The organism is Nocardioides sp. OK12 (assembly GCF_024341885.1).
Lineage (GTDB): Bacteria > Actinomycetota > Actinomycetes > Propionibacteriales > Nocardioidaceae > Nocardioides > Nocardioides marinisabuli.
In genome coordinates, this window is sequence record NZ_BNET01000002.1 from 487,988 (window position 1) to 509,374 (window position 21,387).

Annotated in this window: 16 protein-coding genes and 1 tRNA gene; 13 read left to right on the plus strand and 4 right to left on the minus strand. The window is 74.0% G+C overall.

Annotated elements, in window-relative coordinates:
* Positions 1 to 30: 30 nt before the first annotated feature.
* From cysS to OCU29_RS06495, 3 genes are read left to right on the plus strand one after another with little or no spacing between them, the layout of a single operon-like run.
* Entirely contained in the window at positions 31 to 1,458 is a 1,428-nt protein-coding gene (gene cysS, locus OCU29_RS06485) for a cysteine--tRNA ligase (protein WP_261819264.1), read from the plus strand.
* Entirely contained in the window at positions 1,448 to 2,404 is a 957-nt protein-coding gene (rlmB, locus tag OCU29_RS06490) for a 23S rRNA (guanosine(2251)-2'-O)-methyltransferase RlmB (RefSeq protein WP_179615416.1), read from the plus strand. The genes cysS and rlmB overlap by 11 nt, the downstream gene beginning before the upstream one ends.
* The gene (locus OCU29_RS06495) at positions 2,391 to 4,244 is read left to right on the plus strand and encodes a metallophosphoesterase (protein WP_261819265.1); all 1,854 of its coding nucleotides are present in this window, start codon (positions 2,391 to 2,393) and stop codon (positions 4,242 to 4,244) included. Before rlmB ends, OCU29_RS06495 begins: the two co-directional genes overlap by 14 nt.
* A gap of 25 nt (positions 4,245 to 4,269) precedes the next feature.
* Here the strand turns inward: OCU29_RS06495 and OCU29_RS06500 are convergent, their stop codons facing one another.
* Positions 4,270 to 5,838 (minus strand): aldehyde dehydrogenase family protein, encoded by a 1,569-nt coding sequence (locus OCU29_RS06500; protein ID WP_261819266.1) that lies wholly within the window; start codon positions 5,836 to 5,838, stop codon positions 4,270 to 4,272.
* Positions 5,835 to 7,466: a GMC family oxidoreductase gene (locus tag OCU29_RS06505; RefSeq protein WP_261819267.1), complete on the minus strand. Its 1,632-nt coding sequence runs from the start codon at positions 7,464 to 7,466 to the stop codon at positions 5,835 to 5,837. Before OCU29_RS06505 ends, OCU29_RS06500 begins: the two co-directional genes overlap by 4 nt.
* Positions 7,467 to 7,747: 281 nt before the next feature.
* Here OCU29_RS06505 and OCU29_RS06510 point away from each other — a divergent pair, with 281 nt between their 5' ends.
* Genes OCU29_RS06510 through OCU29_RS06535 form a run of 6 tightly spaced genes read left to right on the plus strand, consistent with a single transcriptional unit; the run spans position 7,748 to position 15,254 of the window.
* The gene (locus tag OCU29_RS06510; protein WP_261819268.1) at positions 7,748 to 9,253 is read left to right on the plus strand and encodes an ABC transporter substrate-binding protein; all 1,506 of its coding nucleotides are present in this window, start codon (positions 7,748 to 7,750) and stop codon (positions 9,251 to 9,253) included.
* The gene (locus OCU29_RS06515; RefSeq protein WP_261819269.1) at positions 9,250 to 11,301 is read left to right on the plus strand and encodes an ABC transporter permease; all 2,052 of its coding nucleotides are present in this window, start codon (positions 9,250 to 9,252) and stop codon (positions 11,299 to 11,301) included. Before OCU29_RS06510 ends, OCU29_RS06515 begins: the two co-directional genes overlap by 4 nt.
* The gene (locus tag OCU29_RS06520) at positions 11,282 to 12,166 is read left to right on the plus strand and encodes an ABC transporter ATP-binding protein (RefSeq protein WP_261819270.1); all 885 of its coding nucleotides are present in this window, start codon (positions 11,282 to 11,284) and stop codon (positions 12,164 to 12,166) included. Before OCU29_RS06515 ends, OCU29_RS06520 begins: the two co-directional genes overlap by 20 nt.
* A complete protein-coding gene (locus tag OCU29_RS06525; protein WP_179615422.1) occupies positions 12,163 to 12,870 on the plus strand; it encodes an ABC transporter ATP-binding protein in 708 nt (235 codons plus the stop codon). Before OCU29_RS06520 ends, OCU29_RS06525 begins: the two co-directional genes overlap by 4 nt.
* Positions 12,867 to 14,648, plus strand: coding sequence for a choice-of-anchor P family protein (locus tag OCU29_RS06530; protein WP_261819271.1), 1,782 nt, complete (start codon positions 12,867 to 12,869; stop codon positions 14,646 to 14,648). The genes OCU29_RS06525 and OCU29_RS06530 overlap by 4 nt, the downstream gene beginning before the upstream one ends.
* 3 nt (positions 14,649 to 14,651) lie before the next feature.
* The gene (locus tag OCU29_RS06535) at positions 14,652 to 15,254 is read left to right on the plus strand and encodes a hypothetical protein (RefSeq protein ID WP_261819272.1); all 603 of its coding nucleotides are present in this window, start codon (positions 14,652 to 14,654) and stop codon (positions 15,252 to 15,254) included.
* Between the two features lie 134 nt (positions 15,255 to 15,388).
* Here OCU29_RS06535 and OCU29_RS06540 read toward each other — a convergent pair whose 3' ends face one another.
* Positions 15,389 to 16,672 (minus strand): DUF4032 domain-containing protein, encoded by a 1,284-nt coding sequence (locus tag OCU29_RS06540; RefSeq protein WP_179615425.1) that lies wholly within the window; start codon positions 16,670 to 16,672, stop codon positions 15,389 to 15,391.
* Between the two features lie 23 nt (positions 16,673 to 16,695).
* Complete coding sequence (locus OCU29_RS06545; RefSeq protein WP_261819273.1) at positions 16,696 to 18,591, minus strand: glycoside hydrolase family 13 protein; 1,896 nt, start codon at positions 18,589 to 18,591, stop codon at positions 16,696 to 16,698.
* Positions 18,592 to 18,676: 85 nt separating this feature from the next.
* On the opposite strand from OCU29_RS06545, the gene OCU29_RS06550 reads away from it, so the two are divergent.
* The 4 genes from OCU29_RS06550 to OCU29_RS06565 all read left to right on the plus strand — a co-directional run bounded on the left by OCU29_RS06550 (position 18,677) and on the right by OCU29_RS06565 (position 21,213).
* The gene (locus OCU29_RS06550; RefSeq protein ID WP_261819274.1) at positions 18,677 to 19,393 is read left to right on the plus strand and encodes an SDR family NAD(P)-dependent oxidoreductase; all 717 of its coding nucleotides are present in this window, start codon (positions 18,677 to 18,679) and stop codon (positions 19,391 to 19,393) included.
* Positions 19,394 to 19,442: 49 nt separating this feature from the next.
* A tRNA-Thr gene (locus OCU29_RS06555) sits at positions 19,443 to 19,515 on the plus strand.
* 1 nt (position 19,516) lies between these two features.
* The gene (gene rsmI, locus OCU29_RS06560; protein ID WP_261819275.1) at positions 19,517 to 20,368 is read left to right on the plus strand and encodes a 16S rRNA (cytidine(1402)-2'-O)-methyltransferase; all 852 of its coding nucleotides are present in this window, start codon (positions 19,517 to 19,519) and stop codon (positions 20,366 to 20,368) included.
* On the plus strand, positions 20,365 to 21,213 hold the full coding sequence (locus tag OCU29_RS06565; protein WP_219633559.1) for an alpha/beta fold hydrolase: 849 nt from the start codon (positions 20,365 to 20,367) through the stop codon (positions 21,211 to 21,213). The genes rsmI and OCU29_RS06565 overlap by 4 nt, the downstream gene beginning before the upstream one ends.
* The last annotated feature ends 174 nt before the right edge of the window (positions 21,214 to 21,387 follow it).

The window sequence follows — 21,387 nt, forward strand, 5'->3', positions numbered from 1 at the left end:
CGGGGGAGAGCGCGCTCCTACACTTGCGGGGTGACTCTCCGGCTCTACGACACCGCCACGCGCGACGTCCGCGACTTCGTCCCCCTGCAGCAGGGCAGGGCGGGCGTGTACGTGTGCGGGCTGACGGTGCAGTCGGAGCCGCACGTGGGCCACGTGCGCTCGGGGGTCAATTTCGACGTGCTGCGCCGGTGGCTGGTGCACCAGGGCCTGGAGGTGACGTTCATCCGCAACGTCACCGACATCGACGACAAGATCCTGGCCAAGTCGGCCGAGCAGGGCCGCCCGTGGTGGAACCTGGCCTACGACATGTCGCGCGAGCTCGACCGCGCCTACACCGCGCTCAACGTGCTGCCGCCCTCCTACGAGCCGGCCGCGACCGCCCACGTGCCCGAGATGATCACCCTCATCGAGCAGCTGGTCGAGAAGGGCCACGCCTACGCCGCGGCCGACGGCTCCGGCGACGTCTACTTCGACGTGCGCTCCTGGCCGTCGTACGGCGAGCTGACCCGGCAGGGCCTCGACGACATGGAGCCCGCCGAGGACGCCGACCCCCGGGGCAAGCGCGACCCGCGCGACTTCGCCCTGTGGAAGGGCCGCAAGGCCGCCGAGCCCGCCACCGCCTCGTGGCCCAGCCCCTGGGGCCCCGGCCGCCCCGGCTGGCACATCGAGTGCTCGGCGATGGCCGGCAAGTACCTCGGCGAGGCCTTCGACATCCACGGCGGCGGCGTCGACCTGCGCTTCCCGCACCACGAGAACGAGCAGGCGCAGAGCCGCGCCGCGGGCCACGGCTTCGCGTCGTACTGGATGCACAACGCCTGGATCACCACCGCCGGCGAGAAGATGAGCAAGTCGCTCGGCAACAGCCTGACCATCCCCTCGGTGCTGCAGCGCTTCCGCGGCATCGAGCTGCGCTACTACATGGTCTCGGCCCACTACCGCAGCCACGTCGAGTTCAGCTTCGAGGCGCTCGAGGAGGCCGCGGTCGGCTTCCGGCGCATCGAGGCCTACCTCGAGCGGGCCCGCGGGGTGCTCGGCGAGATCCCCGCGACCGGCATGCACTGCGCCGACTTCGTGGCCGCGATGGACGACGACCTCGGCACCCCCGCCGCCGTCGCCGCGGTCTTCGACGTCGTCCGCGAAGGCAACAAGCTCCTCGCCGAAGGGGCCGGTGCCGACTCACCCGCCCTGCGCGGCAACGCCGCCTCGGTGCGCGCCATGCTCGGCGTGCTGGGCCTCGACCCCGCCGACCCCGCCTGGGGCCCGGCCCGGGGCGCCGACGACCAGCTGACCTCCGCCGTGGACGCCCTCGTCCACGGCCTGCTCGACCAGCGTGCCCAGGCGCGTGCGGCGAAGGACTTCGCCGCGGCCGACGCCATCCGCGACCAGATCAAGGCCGCCGGCATCGAGGTCGAGGACACCCCTGACGGACCGAAGTGGAGCCTCATCAATGGCCGGTAACTCCCAGCGCAAGGGCGCGATCAAGAAGACCGGCAAGGGCAACCCCACCGCCGGCTCGGGTGGGCGCGTCAAGCGCGGGCTCGAGGGCCGCGGCCCGACCCCGAAGGCCAAGGACCGCGAGTACCACCAGGCCCACAAGGCCGCCAAGCGCGCCGAGAAGAACCGCTCGCAGTCCAAGGGCGGCTCCCAGAAGCGCCGCGGCAGCAGCGACGCCGAGTGGATCGCCGGGCGCAACTCGGTGCTCGAGGCGCTGCGCGAGGGCGTGCCGGTCAACGGCGTGTACGTCGCCGAGGGCGCTGAGCGCGACGGCCGGCTGCGCGAGGTCTTCGCGCTGGCCGCCGACAAGGGCGTCAGCCTCCTCGAGGTCGGCCGCGGGGAGCTCGACCGGCTCACCCAGGGCGCGGTGCACCAGGGCCTCGCGGCCCGCATCCCCTCCTACGAGTACGCCGACCCGCACGACCTGATCGAGCGTGCGAAGGAGATGGGCGAGCCGCCGCTGATCGTGATGCTCGACTCGGTCACCGACCCCCGCAACCTCGGCGCGATCGTGCGCAGCGCGGCCGGCTTCGGCGCCCACGGCGTGGTCATCCCCGAGCGGCGCGCCGCCGGCATGACCGCCTCGGCCTGGAAGACCAGCGCCGGTGCCGCCGCCCGCATCCCGGTCGCGCAGACGGTCAACCTGAACCGCCAGATCAAGGAGTACCAGGACGCCGGCTGCATGGTCGTCGGCCTGGCCGCCGACGGCGAGGTCGACCTGCCCGACCTCGACCTGGCCGACGGCCCGCTCGTGGTCGTCGTCGGGTCCGAGGGCAACGGCCTCTCGCGCCTGGTCGCCGAGAACTGCGACCAGCTGGTCTCGATCCCGATGGCCAACCAGCTCGAGTCCCTCAACGCCGGCGTCGCCGCCAGCGTGACCCTCTACGCGATCGCCCGTGCCCGAGCCTGAGCCCGCCTCGTCCCAGGCCGCCGAGCCGGCGGCCGAGCGGGGCCTGCGCGGCCGCCTGCTCGGGCACACCGTGCGCGGTGCGGTGGTCCTCGGCTGCCTGGCGGTCTGGCTGGGCGGCTCGCTGCTCGCGGCCGGCTTCCTGTTCCTCAGCAGCGACCGCGAGGTCAGCCTGGCCAGCCACGAGTCGGTGGTCCGACCGACCCTGAACGGCCAGGTCGAGCTGCGCACCGGGCCGGTCCTGCCGGACCTGCGCATCGCCTCCGGCCTGCCGCTGGGCGTGCAGGTGCAGCTGGGCAAGACCGAGGCGGCCAGCACCGACGACCTGGTCCAGCGCTACGCGCTGATCGCCTCCTCGCCCGAGGGCCCGCAGGCCAAGCTGCGCTCGGCGATGGAGGACATGGCCCTCGACGCGCTGCTGCGCGGGCTGGTCATCGGCGCGGTGCCGGTGCTGGTGTGGCTGCTGCTGGGCCGCAGCCGGCGCCGCCAGCTGCTGCTCGCGCTGCCCACGCCGTACGGCGTGCTCGCCGCGCTGCTCGCGGTCGCGATGGTGCTGGGGCTGTGGCAGCCCTGGACCCCGCCCGACGACGCGGTCGCGGCCGCCGAGGCCGAGCGCGAGTGGGTGCCGCTGGCCGACTTCGTCGGCGAGGGCGTGCCGCTGCCCGAGGAGGTCGACGGCGTGGAGATCCGCGGCGACGTCACCACCACCTCGACCCGCCGGCTCATCGAGTCGGCGGTCAACACCTACGACAAGTCCCAGACGTTCTACACCGAGGCGGCCGAGGCCGCCGGTGAGCTCGACCTGCGCCTGCCCGAGGACGACGAGGTCGTCGTCACGATGGTCAGCGACCGCCACGACAACATCCAGATGGACGTCGTGGCCCGTGCGGTCGGCGACAACGTGGGGGCCGTCGGGGTGCTCAACGGCGGCGACGACACCTCCACCGGCTCCAGCTGGGAGGCCTTCTCGCTCGACTCGGTCTCGGCCGCCTTCGACGACCTGCCGCGCTGGGGCGTGGCCGGCAACCACGACAACGGCACCTTCGTGGTCGAGTACCTGGAGGAGCTGGGCTGGACGATGCTCGACGGCGAGGTCGTCGAGGGCCCCGGGGGCGGCACCCTGCTCGGTGTCGCCGACCCCCGCTCCAGCGGCCTGGGCAGCTGGCGCGACGAGGGCGGGCTGAGCTTCGAGGAGGTCGGCGAGCGCCTGGCCGACGCCGCGTGCGCGGCCGACGAGCCGATCGACACGGTGCTGGTCCACGACGCCAACCTGGCCTCCGAGGCGCTGCGCCGCGGCTGCGTCGACCTCGTGGTCGGCGGCCACCTGCACGTGCAGGAGGGCCCCGACCCGGTCGTGGCCGACGAGGCCACCGACGGCGACGGGTCGGAGGCGGCCGAGCCCGTCTCCGGCGAGCAGGGCGACGCGGAGCCCGCGGCCGACGAGCAGAGCGACGAGCAGACCGGTGAGCAGAGCGACGAGGACGCCGAGGGCGCGAGCGACGCCGAGGGCGAGGAGACCCCCGAGGAGACCGGCCCGCGCACCGGCTACCGGTTCACCATGGGCACCACGGGCGGGGCGGCGTACGCCATCGCGCTCGGCTCGAAGATCCGCCGCGAGGCGCAGGTCTCGCTGATCACCTACCGTGACGGCAGCCCGGTCGGCATCCAGACCGTCAACCTGCAGACCAACGGCGTGTGGGTGGTCGACGACTACATCGAGCTCTCCGACATCGACCCCGCCGGCACCCCCGACGAGGGCCCCACCGACGGCCCGGCGCCCGGCCCGATCGCCCCCGGCGACGGGCCCGACGACGGCCTCGACGACGGGGCCGGCGAGGCCTGAGGCCGGGCCCGCCGGCCGCGCCGGGCTACCCCCGGCGCCTCTCCCGGACGGCGGCCACCCGCTCGCGCAGCGGGCGCTTGCCGATCTGGCTGGCACGGCCGTGCAGGGCGGTGAGCATGGTGGCGAAGAGGGTGTCCTGCTCCTCGGTGCGCTCGAAGGTGGTCAGGTTGAGCACCGGCTTCATCCGCTGGCGGGTCACCGCCTTGGCGTAGGTGAACTCCTTGAGCCCGTCGGCGCCGTGGATGCGCCCGAACCCGGAGTCGCCGACCCCGCCGAAGGGCAGCGAGGGCACCGCGGCGAACGCGATGACGGCGTTGACCGAGGTCATCCCCGAGCGCAGCTGGCGGGCGATCTCGGCGCCCCGGCGCCCCGAGAAGACCGCGCCGCCGAGGCCGTACTTGCCGGCGTTGGCCTTCTCGACGGCCTCGTCCATGCAACCGACCCGGTTGACCACCACGGTGGGCCCGAAGGTCTCCTCGGTGACGGCCAGGGAGTCCTCGGGCACGTCGACGAGGACCACCGGCTGCGCGAACCGGTCGTCGACCGACTCGGGGCCGCCGACCACGGCACGCCCGCCGCGGGCGATCGCGTCGTCGACGTGGCTGCGCACGACCTCGAGCTGCGAGCTCATCGTCATCGGGCCGAGCTTGGCCTCGGCGTCGACGCCGGCGTGGACCGCGCGGGCCCGCTCGGAGAGCCTGCCGATGAAGTCGTCGGCGACCTTCTCGTGCACGTAGACCCGCTCGACGCCGATGCAGGTCTGCCCGGCGTTGGAGAAGGCGCCCCAGGCCGCGGCCTCGGCGGCGGCGTCGAGGTCGGCGTCCTCGTCGACGATCAGGGCGTCCTTGCCGCCGGCCTCGATCACGACCGGGGTCAGGTTCTCGGCGCAGGTGGCCATCACCTTCTTGCCGGTCGCCGTCGAGCCGGTGAAGGCGAGCTTGTCGATGTCGGCGCGGCACAGCGCGGTGCCGGTCTCGCCCCAGCCGATCACGGTCTGGAGCAGGTGCTGGTCGGGGACCACCTCGCGCAGGCTGTCGGCCAGCCACACGCCCACGCCGGGGGTCAGCTCGCTGGGCTTGAAGACGACCGTGTTGCCGGCGCCGAGGGCGTAGGCGATCGAGCCCATCGGCGTGAAGACCGGGTAGTTCCAGGGGCCGATGACGCCCACGACGCCCAGCGGCAGGTACTCCACCGAGGCGCTGTGGTTGGCCAGCAGCAGGCCGGGGGAGACCCGGTGGCGCCCCAGCACCTTCTCGGCCTTGGCGCCGATCCAGGCCAGGTGGTCGATGGCCAGGCCGATCTCGAGCTGGGCGTCGGCGTGCGGCTTGCCGGTCTCGGCGTGCACGACGTCGGCCAGCTGGGCCATCCGCCGGGTCAGCACCGCGCGCCACTGGCCCAGCACCTCGGCGCGGGCGTCGAAGCCGATGCCCGCCCACCAGGCCGCCGAGGCCCGGGCCCGGGCGACGGCGGCCTCGACCGAGGCGGCGTCGTCGACGGCGTGCACCCCGACCACGTCGCCGGTGGCGGGGTCGAAGGACTCGAGCTTCTGCTGGTCCTGCTGGTCCTGCTGGTCCTGGCGCACGGTGTCGCTCATCGGTGGTCCTTCCCGGAGGTGGCGCCGGCGCCGACCGCGGCGCGCCCGCGCAGCAGGTCGGCGGCCTTCTCGCCGATCATGATGGTGGGGGCGTTGGTGTTGCCGCGGGTGACCATCGGCATCACGCTCGCGTCGACGACGCGCAGGCCCTCGACGCCGCGCACCCGCAGCTCGGGGTCGACGACCGCGCGGTCGTCGTCGCCCATCGCGCAGGTGCCGACGGGGTGGTAGAGGGTCTGGGTCTCGGCGCGCAGGTGCTCCTCGATCTGCGCGTCGGTGGGGTCGGCGCCCCACCGCATGGTCGGCAGCCCGGGCCCGGCGACCAGCTCGGCCAGCGGGCCGGTGCCCACCACGTCGAGCATCCGGCGCACGCCCGCGACCATCGCGTCGAGGTCGGCCTGGTCGTCGTAGTAGCCCGGGTCGATGTCGGGGTGCCAGCGCGGGTCGGCCGAGCGCAGCCGCAGCGAGCCGCGGCTGGCCACGTGCACCAGCGTCGGGGCGACGGTGACCTTGCGGCTGGTGGGCTCGTGCAGCCCGTTGTCCCAGAAGCCGCTGGGCGCGACGTGGGCCTGCAGGTCGGGGGCGGGCAGGCTCTCGCGGGTGCGCCAGAAGCCGCCGCCCTCGCCGACGTTGGAGGTCAGCGGCCCCCGGCCCATCAGCTTGGCGCGCGCGAAGGCGCCCAGGGTGTTGAGCTCGGCCAGGTCGGTGGTGCCACGGGTCTCGAAGACCAGCGGCAGCGCCGGGTGGTCGTGCAGGTTGGCGCCCACCGCGGGCTGGTCGAGCACCACGTCGACGCCCACCTCGCGCAGGTGCGCGCCGGGGCCGATGCCCGAGAGCATCAGCAGCTGCGGGCTGTTGACCGCGCCGCCGCACAGCAGCACCTCGGCGGCGGCGTACGACGTCTGCGTGCCGCGCCCGTGCTGGTACTGCACGCCCACGGCGCGGCCGCCCTCGACGACGACCTTCTCGGCCAGCGCGCCGGTGCGCACGGTGAGGTTGGGCCGGTCGGCGGCGGGGTCGAGGTAGGCGCGGGCGGTCGACCAGCGCCGGCCCTGGTGGCAGGTGACCTGGTAGAGCCCGGCGCCCTCCTGGGTGGCGCCGTTGAAGTCGTCGTTGCGGGCCATGCCGGTGGCCACCGCCGACTCGACCCAGGCGTGGGTCAGGTCGTGGGTGTAGCGGCGGTCCTCCACGTGCAGGGGGCCGTCCGTGCCGTGGAGGGGCCCGCCGAGGCGGCTGTTGGCCTCGGCCCGGCGGAAGTAGGGCAGCACGTCGTCGTAGCCCCAGCCGTGCGCGCCGTGGTCGTCGCGCCAGGTGTCGTAGTCGGCGGCGTTGCCGCGGATGTAGATCATCGCGTTCATCGACGAGCAGCCGCCGAGCGCCTTCATCCGCGGCCAGTAGGCGCGTCGGCCGAGCTGCTTCTGCTCGGTGGTCTGGTAGTTCCAGTCCCACCGGGTCTTGAAGAGGTTCGGGAAGGCCGCCGGGACGGAGATGTGGTCGGACTCCGCGGGGCCGCCCGCCTCCAGCAGCAGCACGGAGGTGACCGGGTCCTCGGTGAGCCGGGCGGCCAGGACCGCGCCGGCGCTGCCGGCCCCCACCACCACGTAGTCGAAGCTCTCCCGCACGCTCATCGGCCCTCCTCCTCGCGGCCCGGGCCCGATGCCCGCCGCGTGGGACCGACCGTATGCCGGGGTGGTCTGCGTCACAACGGCGGTGCCGGGTCGTGGACACGCCCGGCCCGTGACCCCGGTCTGGGCCACGCCGATCGGCGGCCCCACCAGCGCTGATGCCGCTCCGACCACCCCTGTCCGGGTGGGAGTGCCGAGAACTGGTTCCAATTCAGTGTGGGCACCATCACCTTTTTGGGGCACACTCGTTAAGAATTAGTACACGTTCTAGTTTTGGAGGTCCGGTGTCCGCTCGACGGTCCCTGCGTGACGTCCGACGCGCCGCCACGGCCGTCGCGGCAGGCTCGCTCTGCCTGGTGCTCGCCGCGTGCGGCTCCAACCTCGACCCCAACGACGTCGTCACGGCCGGCGGCACGCTCGGCGGCACCTCCGTCGGCGGCACCCTCGACAGCGGCGACGGGAGCGTGGCCGGGGGCGACCCCGGAACGGGCGGGGTGCCCGGCACCGACGGCTCCAGCGGCAGCTCGGGCACCTCCGGGTCGTCGGGCTCCTCGGGGTCGTCGGGCTCCGACGGCTCCTCGGGCGGCTCCGACGGCGGGACCAGCGACCCCGGGGGCGAGGGGTCGGCCGACGGCGGCGGCAAGGCCGCGTCGTGCGACGGGTTCAAGAACGGGCCGGGCATCACCGACTCGACCATCACCCTGGGCAACGCCTCGGACATCTCCGGCCCGGTGCCCGGGCTCTTCGAGGCCGCCCAGGACGCGACGAAGGCCTACATCGCCTTCTACAACAAGACCAACCCCGACGGGCTCTGCGGGCGCTCGCTGGTGCTGAAGAACTACGACAGCCGCACCGACGCCGGCGCCGACCAGCAGGCCTACACCTCGGCCTGCGGCGACGTGTTCGCGATGGTGGGCTCGATGTCGGCCTTCGACTCCGGCGGCGCGCCGGTCGCCGAGAAGTGCGGCCTGCCCGACATCCGCTCGGCGGCCGTCACCCGCGACCGCAGCGGCTGCGCGACCTGCTTCGGTGCCCAGTCCACGGTCGCCACCGAGTTCCAGAACGCGGTGCCCGACTACGTGCTGAAGAACTTCAAGGCCGCCTCCCAGAAGGCCGCGATGCTCTACCTCAACGCCGGCGCCGCCGCCGAGAACGGCAAGACGCAGGCGGCCGCGATGACCGCACGGGGGATGAAGTTCGTCTACCAGCAGGGCATCGAGGTCTCCGACTTCAACTACGCGCCCTACGTGCAGCAGATGAAGGACCGCGGCGTCGAGTACGTCCAGTTCATCGGTGCCGCCAGCAACGCCCTCAAGCTGGCCCAGGCGATGGAGCAGCAGGGCTTCGAGCCCGACGTCTTCATGCTCGACCCGACCGCGTACACCCGTGAGTACCAGCAGGGCGGCAGCGCGGTGGAGGGCACCACCATCTTCACCAACTTCGTGCCCTTCGAGGAGGCCGGCAGCAGCCCCGAGACCCAGCTCTACCTCAGCTGGCTCCAGCAGGTGAAGCCCGGCGCGGAGCCCACCTTCTTCGGCGTCTTCGCCTGGTCCGCCGCGCGCCTGTTCGTCGAGCAGGCCAGCGCGCTGGGCGGCAAGCTCGACCGGTCGGCCCTGATCGACTCGGTGCGCAAGGTGTCGAGCTGGACCGCGAACGGCCTGCACTCCCCGCAGGTCGTAGGGCCCAAGCGCACCGGCGAGTGCTGGCGCTTCATCCAGCTCAAGGGCGGCCGGTGGGTCCCGGTCGGGGGCACGAAGTACACCTGCAACGGCACCACGACCGTGCGATGAGCTCCTTCCTCGCCTTCACGCTCTTCGGCCTGTTCAGCGGGGCGGCGTACGCGATCGCGGCCAGCGGGCTGGTGCTGACCTACAGCACCACGAGGGTCTTCAACATCGCCCACGGCGCGCTCGGCATGGTGATGTCGTTCGTGTTCTGGGACTTCAGCGTGCGCCAGGGGATGCCGCTGTGGCTGGCGCTGTTCCTGGTGCTCTTCGTGGTCGCGCCCGGCGTCGGCTGGTTCATCCAGCGCTTCGTGACCCGGGGCCTGGGGGAGGGGCCGGTCTCGGTCTCGCTGGTGGTCACCGTCGGGCTCCTCGTGGGGTGCATCGGCATGGCCACCCAGATCTGGCCGCCCGAGCCGCGCAGCATCCAGCCGTTCTTCCCCGGCAGCGACGTCGAGGTCCTCGGCATCTTCGTCACCGCCCACCAGATCCTCACCATCGCGCTGTCGGGGGTGGTCGCGGTCGGGCTCTACGTGCTGCTCAACCGCACCCGCATCGGCACCGCCATGCGCGCCTCGGTCGACAACCCCGAGCTGCTCAAGCTCTTCGGCGGCAAGCCCGAGCAGGTCGCCGCGCTGTCCTGGGCGATCGGCACCTCGCTGGCCGCGCTGGCCGGCGTGCTGCTGGTCTCCACGGTCGGCCTCGACTACTACGCGCTGACCCTGCTGGTCATCAACGCCTACGCCGCCGCCATGCTCGGGCGCCTGAAGTCGCTGCCGCTGACCTTCCTGGGCGCGATGTCGCTGGGGCTGATGACCTCCTACGCCTCCGGCTACCTGCCCACCGAGGGCCTGCTCAACAGCGTGCGCAACGTCGTGCCGGCGCTGTTCCTCTTCGCCGTCATCGTCGCGATGCCCCAGGCCCAGCTGCGCATCGGCCAGGTCAAGGGCATCGTCTCGGCGCCGCAGCCCTCGCTGTTCCGGGCCCTGGGCTGGGCCGGTGCGCTGCTGCTGGGCGTGGCCTTCCTGGCCACCGCGTTCGGCGAGTCCAAGCTGCTGCTGCTCGGCACCGCGGCGACGTACGCGATGGTGATGCTCTCGCTGGTGCTGCTGACCGGGTACGGCGGCCACGTCTCGCTGGCCCAGCTGACCTTCGCCGGCGTCGGCGCCCTGGCCTACATCAAGATCGACCAGCCCAACCTGCTCGGGCTGGCGCTGGCCAGCCTGGTCGCGGCCGGGGTGGGGGCGCTGGTGGCGCTGCCGGTGATCCGGTTGACGGGGCTCTACCTCGCGCTCTCGACGCTCGCCTTCGGCGTGATCATGGAGAAGATGGTCTTCCAGGCCGAGTTCGCCTTCGGCTTCAACGGCACGCTGGGTGCCGAGCGGCTCTCGGTGCTGGGCGTGCGCATCGAGTCCAGCGCCGCCTACGTGTGGGTGATGGCGCTGTTCTTCGTGCTGATGGGTCTCTCCCTGCTGTGGCTGCGCCGCGGCACCCTGGGCCGGATGCTGATCGCGCTGCGCGACAGCCCCGCCGCCTGCGGCACCCTGGGCCTCGACGCCCGGTGGTTCCGCGTCGGCCTCTTCGGCCTCTCGGCCGGCATGGCCGGCCTCGCCGGGGCGCTGTACGCCGGCCTGCGCGGCTCGGTCGGCGCCGCGGAGTTCCAGTACTTCAACTCGCTGCCGCTGCTGCTGCTCGCCGTGGTCTTCGGCGTCACCTCGGTCACCGGCGCGGCGCTGGGTGGCGTCGGGCTGATGCTGCTCCCGGTCTTCCAGTCCTCCAACCCCTCGGTGGCCGGGCTGATCTTCGCGCTCATCGGCTTCGGTGCGGTCGCGCTGGGCCGCGACCCCAACGGCCTGGCCAACCAGCTCTTCAAGCTCGGGCGGCTGCTCGACCGGCGCTTCGGCACCCAGCTGCGCGCCCGCATCCCGGTGCTCCCGGCCCCGGGCGAGGCCCAGCGACGGATGCACGCCGAGGCCGAGGCCAACGCCGACGCCGAGCCCTCGCTCTCGAGCGTGGGCCTGCACGCCGACCACCACTCCGACGGGTCCGTCGACCTGCCGCTCGCCACCGACCCGCGCCAGGAGGTGCCCGCGCATGCCGCTCCTCGAGGTTGACCACGTCGTGGTCCAGTTCGGTGGCGTGACCGCCGTCAACGAGGCCTGCTTCGCCGCCGAGGCCGGCCGGGTCACCGGCCTGATCGGGCCCAACGGCGCCGGCAAGACCACCTGCTTCAACGTCATCTCCGGGCTCCAGCGACCCACCCGGGGCGCGGTGCGCTTCGACGGCCGCAAGGTGACCTCGGTGCCGGTGCACCGCCGCTCCAAGCGGGGCATGGGCCGCACCTTCCAGCGCCTCGAGGCCTTCGGCTCGCTCACCGTGCGCGACAACGTGCGGGTCGCCGCCGACATCCACCGCGGCCTCCTGGGCGCGGTGCGCGGGATCGGGTCCTCCTCGCGCGGCGGCGTCGACGCGCTGCTGGAGCGGGTGGGCATCGCGGCGTACGCCGAGGAGCGGGCCGACTCGATCCCCACCGGCACCGCGCGGCTGCTCGAGCTGGCCCGCTGCCTGGCCGGCGACCCGAAGCTGCTGCTGCTCGACGAGCCGTCCTCGGGCCTCGACGAGACCGAGACCGACGACTTCGGCGACCTGCTGCGCGACCTGGCCGCCGAGGGCCGCGCGATCCTCATGGTCGAGCACGACATGGACCTGGTGATGGGGGTCTGCGACGAGATCCACGTGCTCGACTTCGGTTCGGTCATCGCCTCCGGTGAGCCCCAGGCGATCCGGGCCGACCCGGCCGTCCAGAAGGCCTACCTCGGCTACGCGCCCGAGGAGGACGACGCGGCCGCTGGCGCCGCCGGCGCCGTCGGCGCCGTCGAGGGGCCCGCCGAGCGCACCCGCACCGACCTGCCCGTCGTCGCCGACGACACGACCGTCCTGCCCGCCGTCGCGGCGGGCCCCGCCGGAGGTGCCCGATGAGCGTCCCGATCCTCGAGGTCCTCGACCTGCACGCCGCCTACGGGCGCATCGAGGTGCTGCGCGGCGTCGACCTGGCCGTGCCCAAGGGCGCGGTGATGGCCCTGCTGGGCCCCAACGGTGCCGGGAAGTCGACGCTGATCAAGGTGATCTCGGGGCAGAAGTCGCCGACCTCCGGCGACGTGCACCTCGGTGGCGTCAACGTGCACGGTGCCGGGCCCGAGGAGCTCGCCCGGCTGGGGCTGTGCACGGTGCCCGAGGGCCGCTCGGTCTTCCCCAACCTGACCGTCGCCGAGAACCTCACCCTGATGTCGTACGCCGGCGTGCCGGCCGAGGCGGTCCTCGAGACGGCCTTCACCTACTTCCCGCGGCTGCTCGAGCGCCGCGGCCAGCTCGCCGGCACCATGTCGGGCGGCGAGCAGCAGATGCTGGCGATGTCGCGGGCGCTGGCCTCCGACCCGGCGCTGCTGCTGCTCGACGAGCTGTCGATGGGCCTGGCGCCGCTGATCGTCGACGAGCTCTACGACACCGTCGCCCAGATCGCCGAGTCGGGCGTCTCGATCCTGTGCATCGAGCAGTTCGCCCGCACCGCGCTGCGGGTCTCCGACTACGCCGCGGTGATGTCGGGCGGCCGCGTGGTGGCCACCGGCGAGCCCGCCGAGATCCTCGAGACCATGTCCGACGTCATCCTGGGAGGTGCGGCATGAGCCGCCAGACCACCACAGCTTCCGTGCGTCGCGCCGGCGGGCCCCGCCGGGTGCTGCTCTCGTTGGCCGCCACCGCCCTCGTGGGCACCGCGCTGCCGCTGGCCGCGGCGCCCGGCCCGGCCGGCGCGGCCGAGGGCGACCCGGCGTTCGCCGGGTACGTCTCGACCACCTCGGCCACCCCGGTGCGCATCGAGATCTACGAGTCGACCATCCCCATCCCGGCCAGCCCGCAGGCCGAGCTGAACATGGGCTACAGCACGGTCAAGGCCGACTCCTCGACGTCGCGGGGCCGGGCCAGCTTCATGTGGCCCGGCGACGCGGTCGGCGAGGGCTTCAAGACCATCGTGGAGAACTTCGGCCTCCCACCCGAGCTCGCCGGCCCGATCGGCGAGAACGGCTACCCCTTCCAGGTCAACTCCGTGCACCCCGCCGGCCCGCCGCGCGAAGCCGACGAGCCGTTCCCGGGGGTCATCAACCGCACCGGGGCCAGCGAGGGCCGGACCTTCGCCGAGGTCGGCTACTCCACCGACTGCCGGCTCGGCGAGCCCGGCGCCGGCAGCGAGGACGGCGGCGGTGGCGACGGTGACGGCGACGGCGACGCGCCGGGGCTCCCGGGCCTGCCCGGCATCCCCGGGCTGCCCGACATCCCCGGGCTGGGCGCCCTGACCGGCGGGCTCACCGAGGCCCTGGCCGGAGGTCTGGCCGGCGGCTCGCGCGCCGCGAGCCAGGAGCCCACGGCGCGCGAGCGTCGTACGGCACGGGTCGAGGCGCGCGCCGACGAGGACGAGGTCGAGTGCCAGATCCCGACCGAGCTCGCCGCGCTCGTCGACATCGGCGGCTACGCCGCCGAGTCGGTCGTGACCAACGACTCCACCCAGGTGCGCGCGGTCTCGCGCTCGGCCGTCGGTGACGTCAGCCTGCTCGGCGGGGTGGTGACCCTCTCGGGCATCACCGCTCGAGCCGTGGCGGCCAGCGACGGCGCCAAGGGCACCACCGGGGGCGGCGCCGACTACGGCGTGCTCACCATCGCCGGGCAGAAGTTCCGCTACGGCGCCGACGGCTTCGAGGCCGCCGGCCAGGCGGCGCCCGTGCCGGGCCTGCCCAGCGACCCGGGGGCCGCGCTCGAGGCCCTCGGCATCCAGCTGCTGCTGCCGCAGCCGTCGTACGAGAAGGACGGCGACAAGGCCACCACCACCGTGCAGGGCATCCAGGTCGTCATCGACACCACGATCCTGCGCGGCCAGCTCGACGCGCTGCCGCTCAACGCGCTCGCCGACCTGATCAACCAGATCCCCGAGGAGGCCGGCCAGCTCAAGGCGGTGCTGGGGTCCGCGATCAACCTGGCCCCCCGGTTCGTGATCACCCTCGGCAACGCCACCAGCGTCGTCGACACCTCCCAGCCCGTCGACATCCCGACCGGCGAGGTGCCCGACAACAACACCACCGGCGAGCCGGGCGACCCGACCACCGCCGGTGGGGGCGGCAGCGCCACGACCGGCGGCGGCGGCACCGGCACCGCCGGCACCCCGGGCACCCCGGGCGAGCCCGCCGTGCCCGGCAGCGACGGCTCGGGCGACGGCGACCTCGTCGACGCCGCGCCGACCGGCGCCGGGCTGCCGCCGCTGTTCTCCATCCCCGGCGCGCTGCTCTTCGGCGGGATCATCGGCGCCACGATCGCCGGCTCCTACCTGCGCCGCCTCGGCGTGCTCGCCCTCGGCGGCGTCGGCGCCTGCCCCCACGGCCTCGACAGCGGCCTCCCCGACCTCCGAAAGGCCTGAGCGATGACCACCGTGAACCCCGCACCCGCACCCACCCCCGGTCACACCGGCACCGCGCCGGCCTCGGGGGCCCGCACCGGCGCCTCGTCGGTCGGCTCGCTGCCGCGGGCCGGCTCGCGCGGCGGCAACGGGGCTGCGCCGCTGAAGAACAACAACTACCGGCTGCTGCAGGTGGTGCTCTTCTGGGCCGGTGCGGTGCTGCTGCCGCTGGGCCTCGTGGTGATCATCCTGGGCTGGTACGGCGCCGCGAACACCCCCTACGAGTACGACCAGATCTCCTACCTGGTCTCCGGCGGCCTGCTCGGGCTCGGGCTGACCTTCTGCGGCGGCTTCCTCTACTTCGGCGCCTGGCTGGCCCGCATCGCCGACGACGGGCGCGAGTCCTCCAAGCGCCTCGCCGACACCCTCCTCGTGCTCGCCGACGTCACCTCGCGCGCCGCGGCCACCCGCGACGACGGCGTCGACGTCTCGGCCCTGCCGGTCACCGCCGGCGACGGCACCACCATGCACCGCCGCGACTGCGCCCTCATCGCCCACCGCACCGACCTGCACCCCGTCGGCGAGCACAACGGCCACCTCACCACCTGCCGCGTCTGCCGCCCCTGACCTCACGGGCTCGGGTCCGAAGGTTCATCGGGTCCCCGATGAACCTCCCGCCACCACGCTGAAGCATCAGCCAGGCACCGCCAGTGCCATCGGGTACCCGATGAACCTTCGGCGCCCCGCCTGACCCGCCCGCGTCAGCGGCGTACGCCGCCGGCGTCGGTGGGCGCGTCGGTGGGGTCGGTGTCGTCCGGGTCGTCGTCGGGGTCGGCGGCCATGGCCTCGTCGGGCTTCGAGGTGAGGACGGTGTCGATGTAGTCGCGGGCGGTGTCGAAGATGTCGACGGGCCGCCCGGCGCGCTCGGAGAGGTACCACCGGTGCACCAGCACCTCGTGGAAGAACTGCGCGGGCTCGAGCTTGCCGCGCGAGTCGGCGGGGATCATCGCGGTCAGCGGCTCGTACACCCGGGTCAGCCACCGGTTGGCGACCAGCTGGCGGTCCTCGCGGCCCAGGTCGTGGTGGGCGGTGAAGGCGGCGAGGTCGTTGAGCAGGCGCCGGGCCTGGGCGTCCTCGACGTCGAGCCCGGTCAGCGACTGCAGCTCGCGGCGGTGGTGGCCGGCCTCGACGACCTTGGGCTGGATGCGCACCTGGTCGCCGTCGTAGTCGGTGACGATGTCGAGCTCGTCGACGTCGAAGCCCAGGTCGTTGAGCCGCTCGAGGCGCCGCTCGATGCGCCACAGCTCGCCGGCCGAGAACTCCTCGTGCCCGGTCAGCTCGCCCCACAGCTCGTCGTAGCGGCGCAGCAGCAGCTCGACCACCTCGTGCGGCTCGATCGCCTCGGCGGCCGAGCCGTGGCCGGGCAGGCTGGCCTGCAGGTCGAGCAGCTCGGCGAAGACGTTCTCGGTGGCCACGGTGACGTCGTGTTCACGCATCTGGCGCGACAGGCTCGAGCGCAGCTCGCCGGTCTCGGCGTCGACGAGGTACGCCGCGAACCCGTCGGCGCTGCGCCGGAAGAGCACGTTCGACAGCGACACGTCGCCCCAGTAGAAGTCGGCCAGGTGCAGGCGCACCAGCAGCACCACCAGCGCGTCGACCAGCCGGGGCAGGTCCTCGCGCCCGGCGCCGTGGCTGAAGAGGCTGCGGTAGGGCAGCGAGAAGCGCAGGTGCTCGGTGATCAGCGCGGCCGGCAGCTCCTCGCCGTCGGCGTCGACGCGCCCGGCGACCACGCCCTGCGGCACCACGGCCGGCATCCCCATCCGCTGCAGGTCGCGCAGCAGCCGGTACTCGCGGAACGCGATGTCCTCGACGGTCTCCTTGACGGCGTACACCCGATCGCGCAGCCGCACGATGCGCACCACGTGGCGCGAGAGGCCGCGCGGCAGCGGCACCACGTGCTCCTCGCCCCACTCCTCGAGCGGGGTCGACCAGGGCAGGGTGATGATCGCCGGGTCGGGTCGGCTGGCGACGATGCGCAGGGCCATCAGGCGAGCCTAGGGCCGGGCGCTCAGAGCCGCCACACGGTGACGCCGGCCCCGCCGGTCGGCACCTCCAGCCATCCGTCGCGTACGACGAGCGGTGCCGGTTCGCCCTCGGTGGCCAGCAGCGGCGCGGGGTCGCCGACCGGGCGGGCCGGGGCCCCGTCGAGGGCGGGCAGCGCCAGCGCGGCGCTGGGCAGGCCGACCGCCCCGCCGGGGGCGCGGCGGGCGCAGACCAGCACCGAGCCGGCGGGGTGCTCACGGAGGTAGACGAGGGTGTCGTCGTCGACGTGGGCCCAGCGCAGCCCGCCGCGCACCAGCGCGGGGTGCTCGGCGCGCAGCCGCGCGAGCGCGGCGTACGTCTCCATCGTCGTGCGGTCCCACGCCTCGGGGGAGTCCCAGGGCATCGTCCGGCGCGCGTCCTCGCCGTTGACGCCCTCGAGGCCGATCTCGTCGCCGGCGAAGAGCATCGGCACCCCGGGCAGGGTGAACTGCAGCCCAGCGGCGACCCGGTGCTGCTCGGGCGAGCCGACCAGGGTGCGGATGCGCGCGGAGTCGTGGGAGCCCAGGATGTTCCACGACCAGGTGGTGGCCCGCCAGCCGTGCCGCGCGGTCCACTCGCGCATGGAGCGCGCCACCAGCGGGCCGGGGCGCCGCGGCACCGGCAGCGGCCGGCCGAAGGCCCGCGCCGGCGACTTCTCGTCGCGCAGCCACGACCAGACCGGCCACGAGAAGCCGGAGTAGTTCATGGTGCCGTGCCAGCCGTCGCCGTCGAGGTCGCTCGAGGCGTCGTGGTTGTGCTCGCCGATCACCAGCGCGTCGGGGCGCTGGGCCTGCGCGGTGGCGCGCACGGTGCGCGCCACGTCGTGCGCGACGTCGGTGGCGCCCAGCCGCCCGGTCATGTTGGCCACGTCGATGCGCCAGCCGTCGACGTCGTACGGCGGCCGCAGCCAGCGCGCCACGACGCTCTCGGGCCCCTCGGTCATGGCCGCGCGCAGCCCGGGGTCGGTGTGGTCGAGCTTGGGCAGGGTGTGGTGGCCCATCCAGCACTCGTAGGAGCCGTCGGCGCGGAAGCAGTACCAGCCGCGGCCGGGGCCCTCGGGGTCGGCGAGCGCCTCGCGGAACCACTCGTGGGTGTCGCCGGTGTGGTTGGTGGTCAGGTCGCCCAGCAGCCGCAGCCCCCGCTCGTGCACCGCCTCGGAGAGGCGCTGGTAGGCGTCGTCGCCGCCGAGCAGCGGGTCGACGCCGTCGAAGGTGGAGGCGTTGTAGCGGTGGTTGGACTCCCCGGGGAAGACCGGGGTCGTGTAGAGCACGTTCACGCCGAGCGCGGCGACGTGGTCGAGGTGCTCGACGACGCCGTCGAGGTCGCCGCCGAAGAGCTGCAGCGGGGTGCGCGGGTCGGAGCCCTCGAAGACCACCTCGTCGTCCCAGGCCGCCGGCACCGCCCAGGCCGGGGTCTCGCGCTGGTCGGCGGCCGCCGAGCGGGCGAACCGGTCGGGGAAGACCTGGTAGACCACGGCCTCGCGGCCCCACTCCGGCGGCGGGGCGTGGCTGGAGACGCGGAAGTCGAAGGCGTCGGGCGCGTCGTGCTCGACCACCCCGGCCGCGGTCAGCCAGCGCTGGCGCCCGTCGGCCCCGGCGAGCAGGAAGCGGTAGTGGGTGACCGGGTTGTGCACCGGCAGCTCGCCCTCCCACCACACCGACCCCTCGCCGCCGGACTCCTCGGCGTCGTCGCGCGCGACCTCGGCGCAGCGGTGGTAGACCGGCTCGGCGTCGTACGTCGTGCGCAGCCAGACCGCCTCGACCGGGTCGCCGACCCAGGTCCGCAGCCGCACCGTGACCGGCCAGCCCGGCGCGGGGGTCTCGGGGTCCAGGTGCAGCGCGGAGCCGTCGTGGTGCGGCTCGTGCAGGAGGTGGGGGTCCATGCGCCCATCCTCCCAGGCGGGCTCGCCGCGACCGGTGTGTCCTCGACCCTTGCCGGATAAGTAGAACGTGTTCTAGGTTTCGGCCATGAGCAACCGCGTCGTCGTCGTCACCGGAGCCGCGTCCGGCATCGGGTTCGCCACCGCCGAGAGGTTCCGCGACCTCGGCGACACCGTCCTGGCCCTCGACATCGCCACGAGCGTGCCCGAGGGCGTCAGCTTCGTGAAGTGCGACGTGGGCGACAAGGCCGCCGTGGATGCCGCGATCGCCACCTGCGTGGCCGAGGCCGGGCGCATCGACGTGCTGGCCAACGTCGCCGGCATCGTGCAGTTCGGCCGCTTCGAGACCGTCACCGAGGAGCTCTTCGACCGCGTCCACGCCGTCGACGTCAAGGGCCCCTTCTTCCTCGTCCAGGCCGCCCTGCCGCACCTGCGCGCCAGCCGCGGCTGCGTCGTCAACGTCTCCTCGGTGGCCGGACGCGTCCCGCAGCCCTACTCGGCGGCGTACTCGGCCGCCAAGGGCGGGCTGACCCAGCTGACCAAGGCCCTGGCCCTCGAGCTCTCGCCCGACGGCATCCGCGTCAACGCGGTCTGCCCCGGCACCGTCGACACCCCGCTGGTGGCCAAGGTCGCAGAGACCTACCCCGACGACCTCGACCCGCGCGTCTCCGACCGGCTGCTGGCGATGCTGCCCGGCGCGGCGTCGTCGCCCGCCGAGATCGCGGCGACCATCGCCTACCTCGCCTCCGCCGAGGCGCGGATGATCACCGGCGCGATCGTGGCCCACGACGGCGGCATGGGCTGAGCCCCACCCGGGCCGCGCGCCGCCGGGCCTGGCTAGGCTGGGCGCCCCCGCCGGTGTAGCTCAGTTGGCAGAGCACCTCTCTTGTAAAGAGGATGTCGCAGGTTCGACCCCTGTCACCGGCTCGTGAGCGACCACCCCGTCCCGTACGGCGTGCTGGTCCTGGCCGCCACCCCCATCGGCCAGCCCGGCGACGCGCCGCCGCGCCTGGCGGCCGAGCTGTCCGGTGCCGACGTGGTCGCCGCCGAGGACACCCGGCGGCTGCGGCGCCTGACCACCGACCTCGGCATCGAGCTCGGCGGGCGCGTCGTCTCCTACTTCGAGGGCAACGAGCAGGCGCGCACGCCCACGCTGCTCGAGGCGCTGCTGGCCGGCGAGCGGGTGGTGCTGGTGACCGACGCCGGGATGCCGAGCGTGTCCGACCCGGGCTACCGCCTGGTGGCCGCGGCGGTCGAGGCCGGGGTGCGGGTCACCTCGGTGCCCGGGCCGAGCGCGGTGCTGACCGCGCTCGCGGTCAGCGGCCTGCCCGTCGACCGGTTCTGCTTCGAGGGGTTCCTGCCCCGCAAGGCCGGCGAGCGCGCGCGGCGCCTGGACTCCCTGGCCGCCGAGGAGCGGACCATGGTGTTCTTCGAGGCGCCGCACCGCACCGAGGCCGCGCTCGCCGCGATGGCGACCTCCTGGGGCGCCGACCGGGTGGCCGCGGTGTGCCGCGAGCTGACCAAGACCCACGAGGAGGTGCGCCGTGGCCCGCTGGGCGAGCTCGTCGACTGGGCCGCCGAGGGCGTGCGCGGCGAGGTGACGATCGTGGTCACCGGCGCCGCGCCCAGCGCCGCCCTCTCGACCGAGCCCCCCGCCCTCGTCGCCGCGGTCGCCGAGCGGGAGGATCAGGGCATGAGCCGCAAGGAAGCGATCGCCGAGGTGGCCCGGCTGGCCGGGGTGCCCAAGCGCGAGGTCTACCAGCTGGTGCACGTCCGGTGAGCGCCCACCTGCGGGAGCGGATCACCTCCTACACCCACGATGGCCTGGTCTTCGACGTCGTCGACGACGGCCCGCTCGACGGCGACGTGGTCGTGCTGCTGCACGGCTTCCCCGAGCGCGCCACCAGCTGGCAGCAGGTCGCGGCCCGGCTGCACGCCCACGGCTTCCGCACCCTCGCGCCCGACCAGCGCGGCTACTCGCCCGGCGCGCGGCCCCCGCGCCGCCGCGACCACCGCCTCGCGCTGCTCACCGCCGACGTCGCCGCCCTCGTCGAGCGGGTCGGCGGGCCGGTGCACCTGGTCGGCCACGACTGGGGCGCGATCGTGGCCTGGTCGCTGGCCCAGACCCGCCCCGAGCTGCTGCGCACCCTGACCGCCTTCTCGGTGCCGCACCCCGGCGCCTTCGCCCGCTCGATGCGCGGCCTGCGGCAGCCGCTGCGCTCCTGGTACGTCGGGGTCTTCCAGGTCCGCGGCCTGGCCGAGCGGGTGCTGGCCCGCCCCGGCCTCGCCGAGCGCGTCCTGCGCCGCGGCGGGATGACGGCCGAGGACGTCGAGGCGTTCCGCACCGGCATCGTCGAGCACGGGGCGCTGCGCGGCGGCCTGATGTGGTACCGCGCCCTGGGCCTGCTCGACCGCGACCAGGTGCCGCGCCACGTCACCGTGCCGACCACGATGGTGTGGTCCGACGGCGACTCCTTCCTCGACCGCAGCGGCGTCGAGGCCACCGAGCGCTACGTCGACGCCTCCTACGAGCTCGTCGTGCTCAGCGGCGTCACCCACTGGATCCCCACCCAGGCCCCCGACGCGGCCGCCGAGGCGGTCCTCGAGCGGATCAGCGGCACGTGAGCCCGGCGCCGTACCCCGAGCAGCCGCCGCGCGCGGACCTGCCGCCGGTCCCCGAGCCGCTGCCGCACCCGGTGGTCGACAACCACTGCCACCTCGACATGGGACGCGGCGACGAGCCCGCGCTCCCGGTCGAGGAGGCCCTGGCGGCGGGGGGCGCCGGGGGGGCGGTCCCCC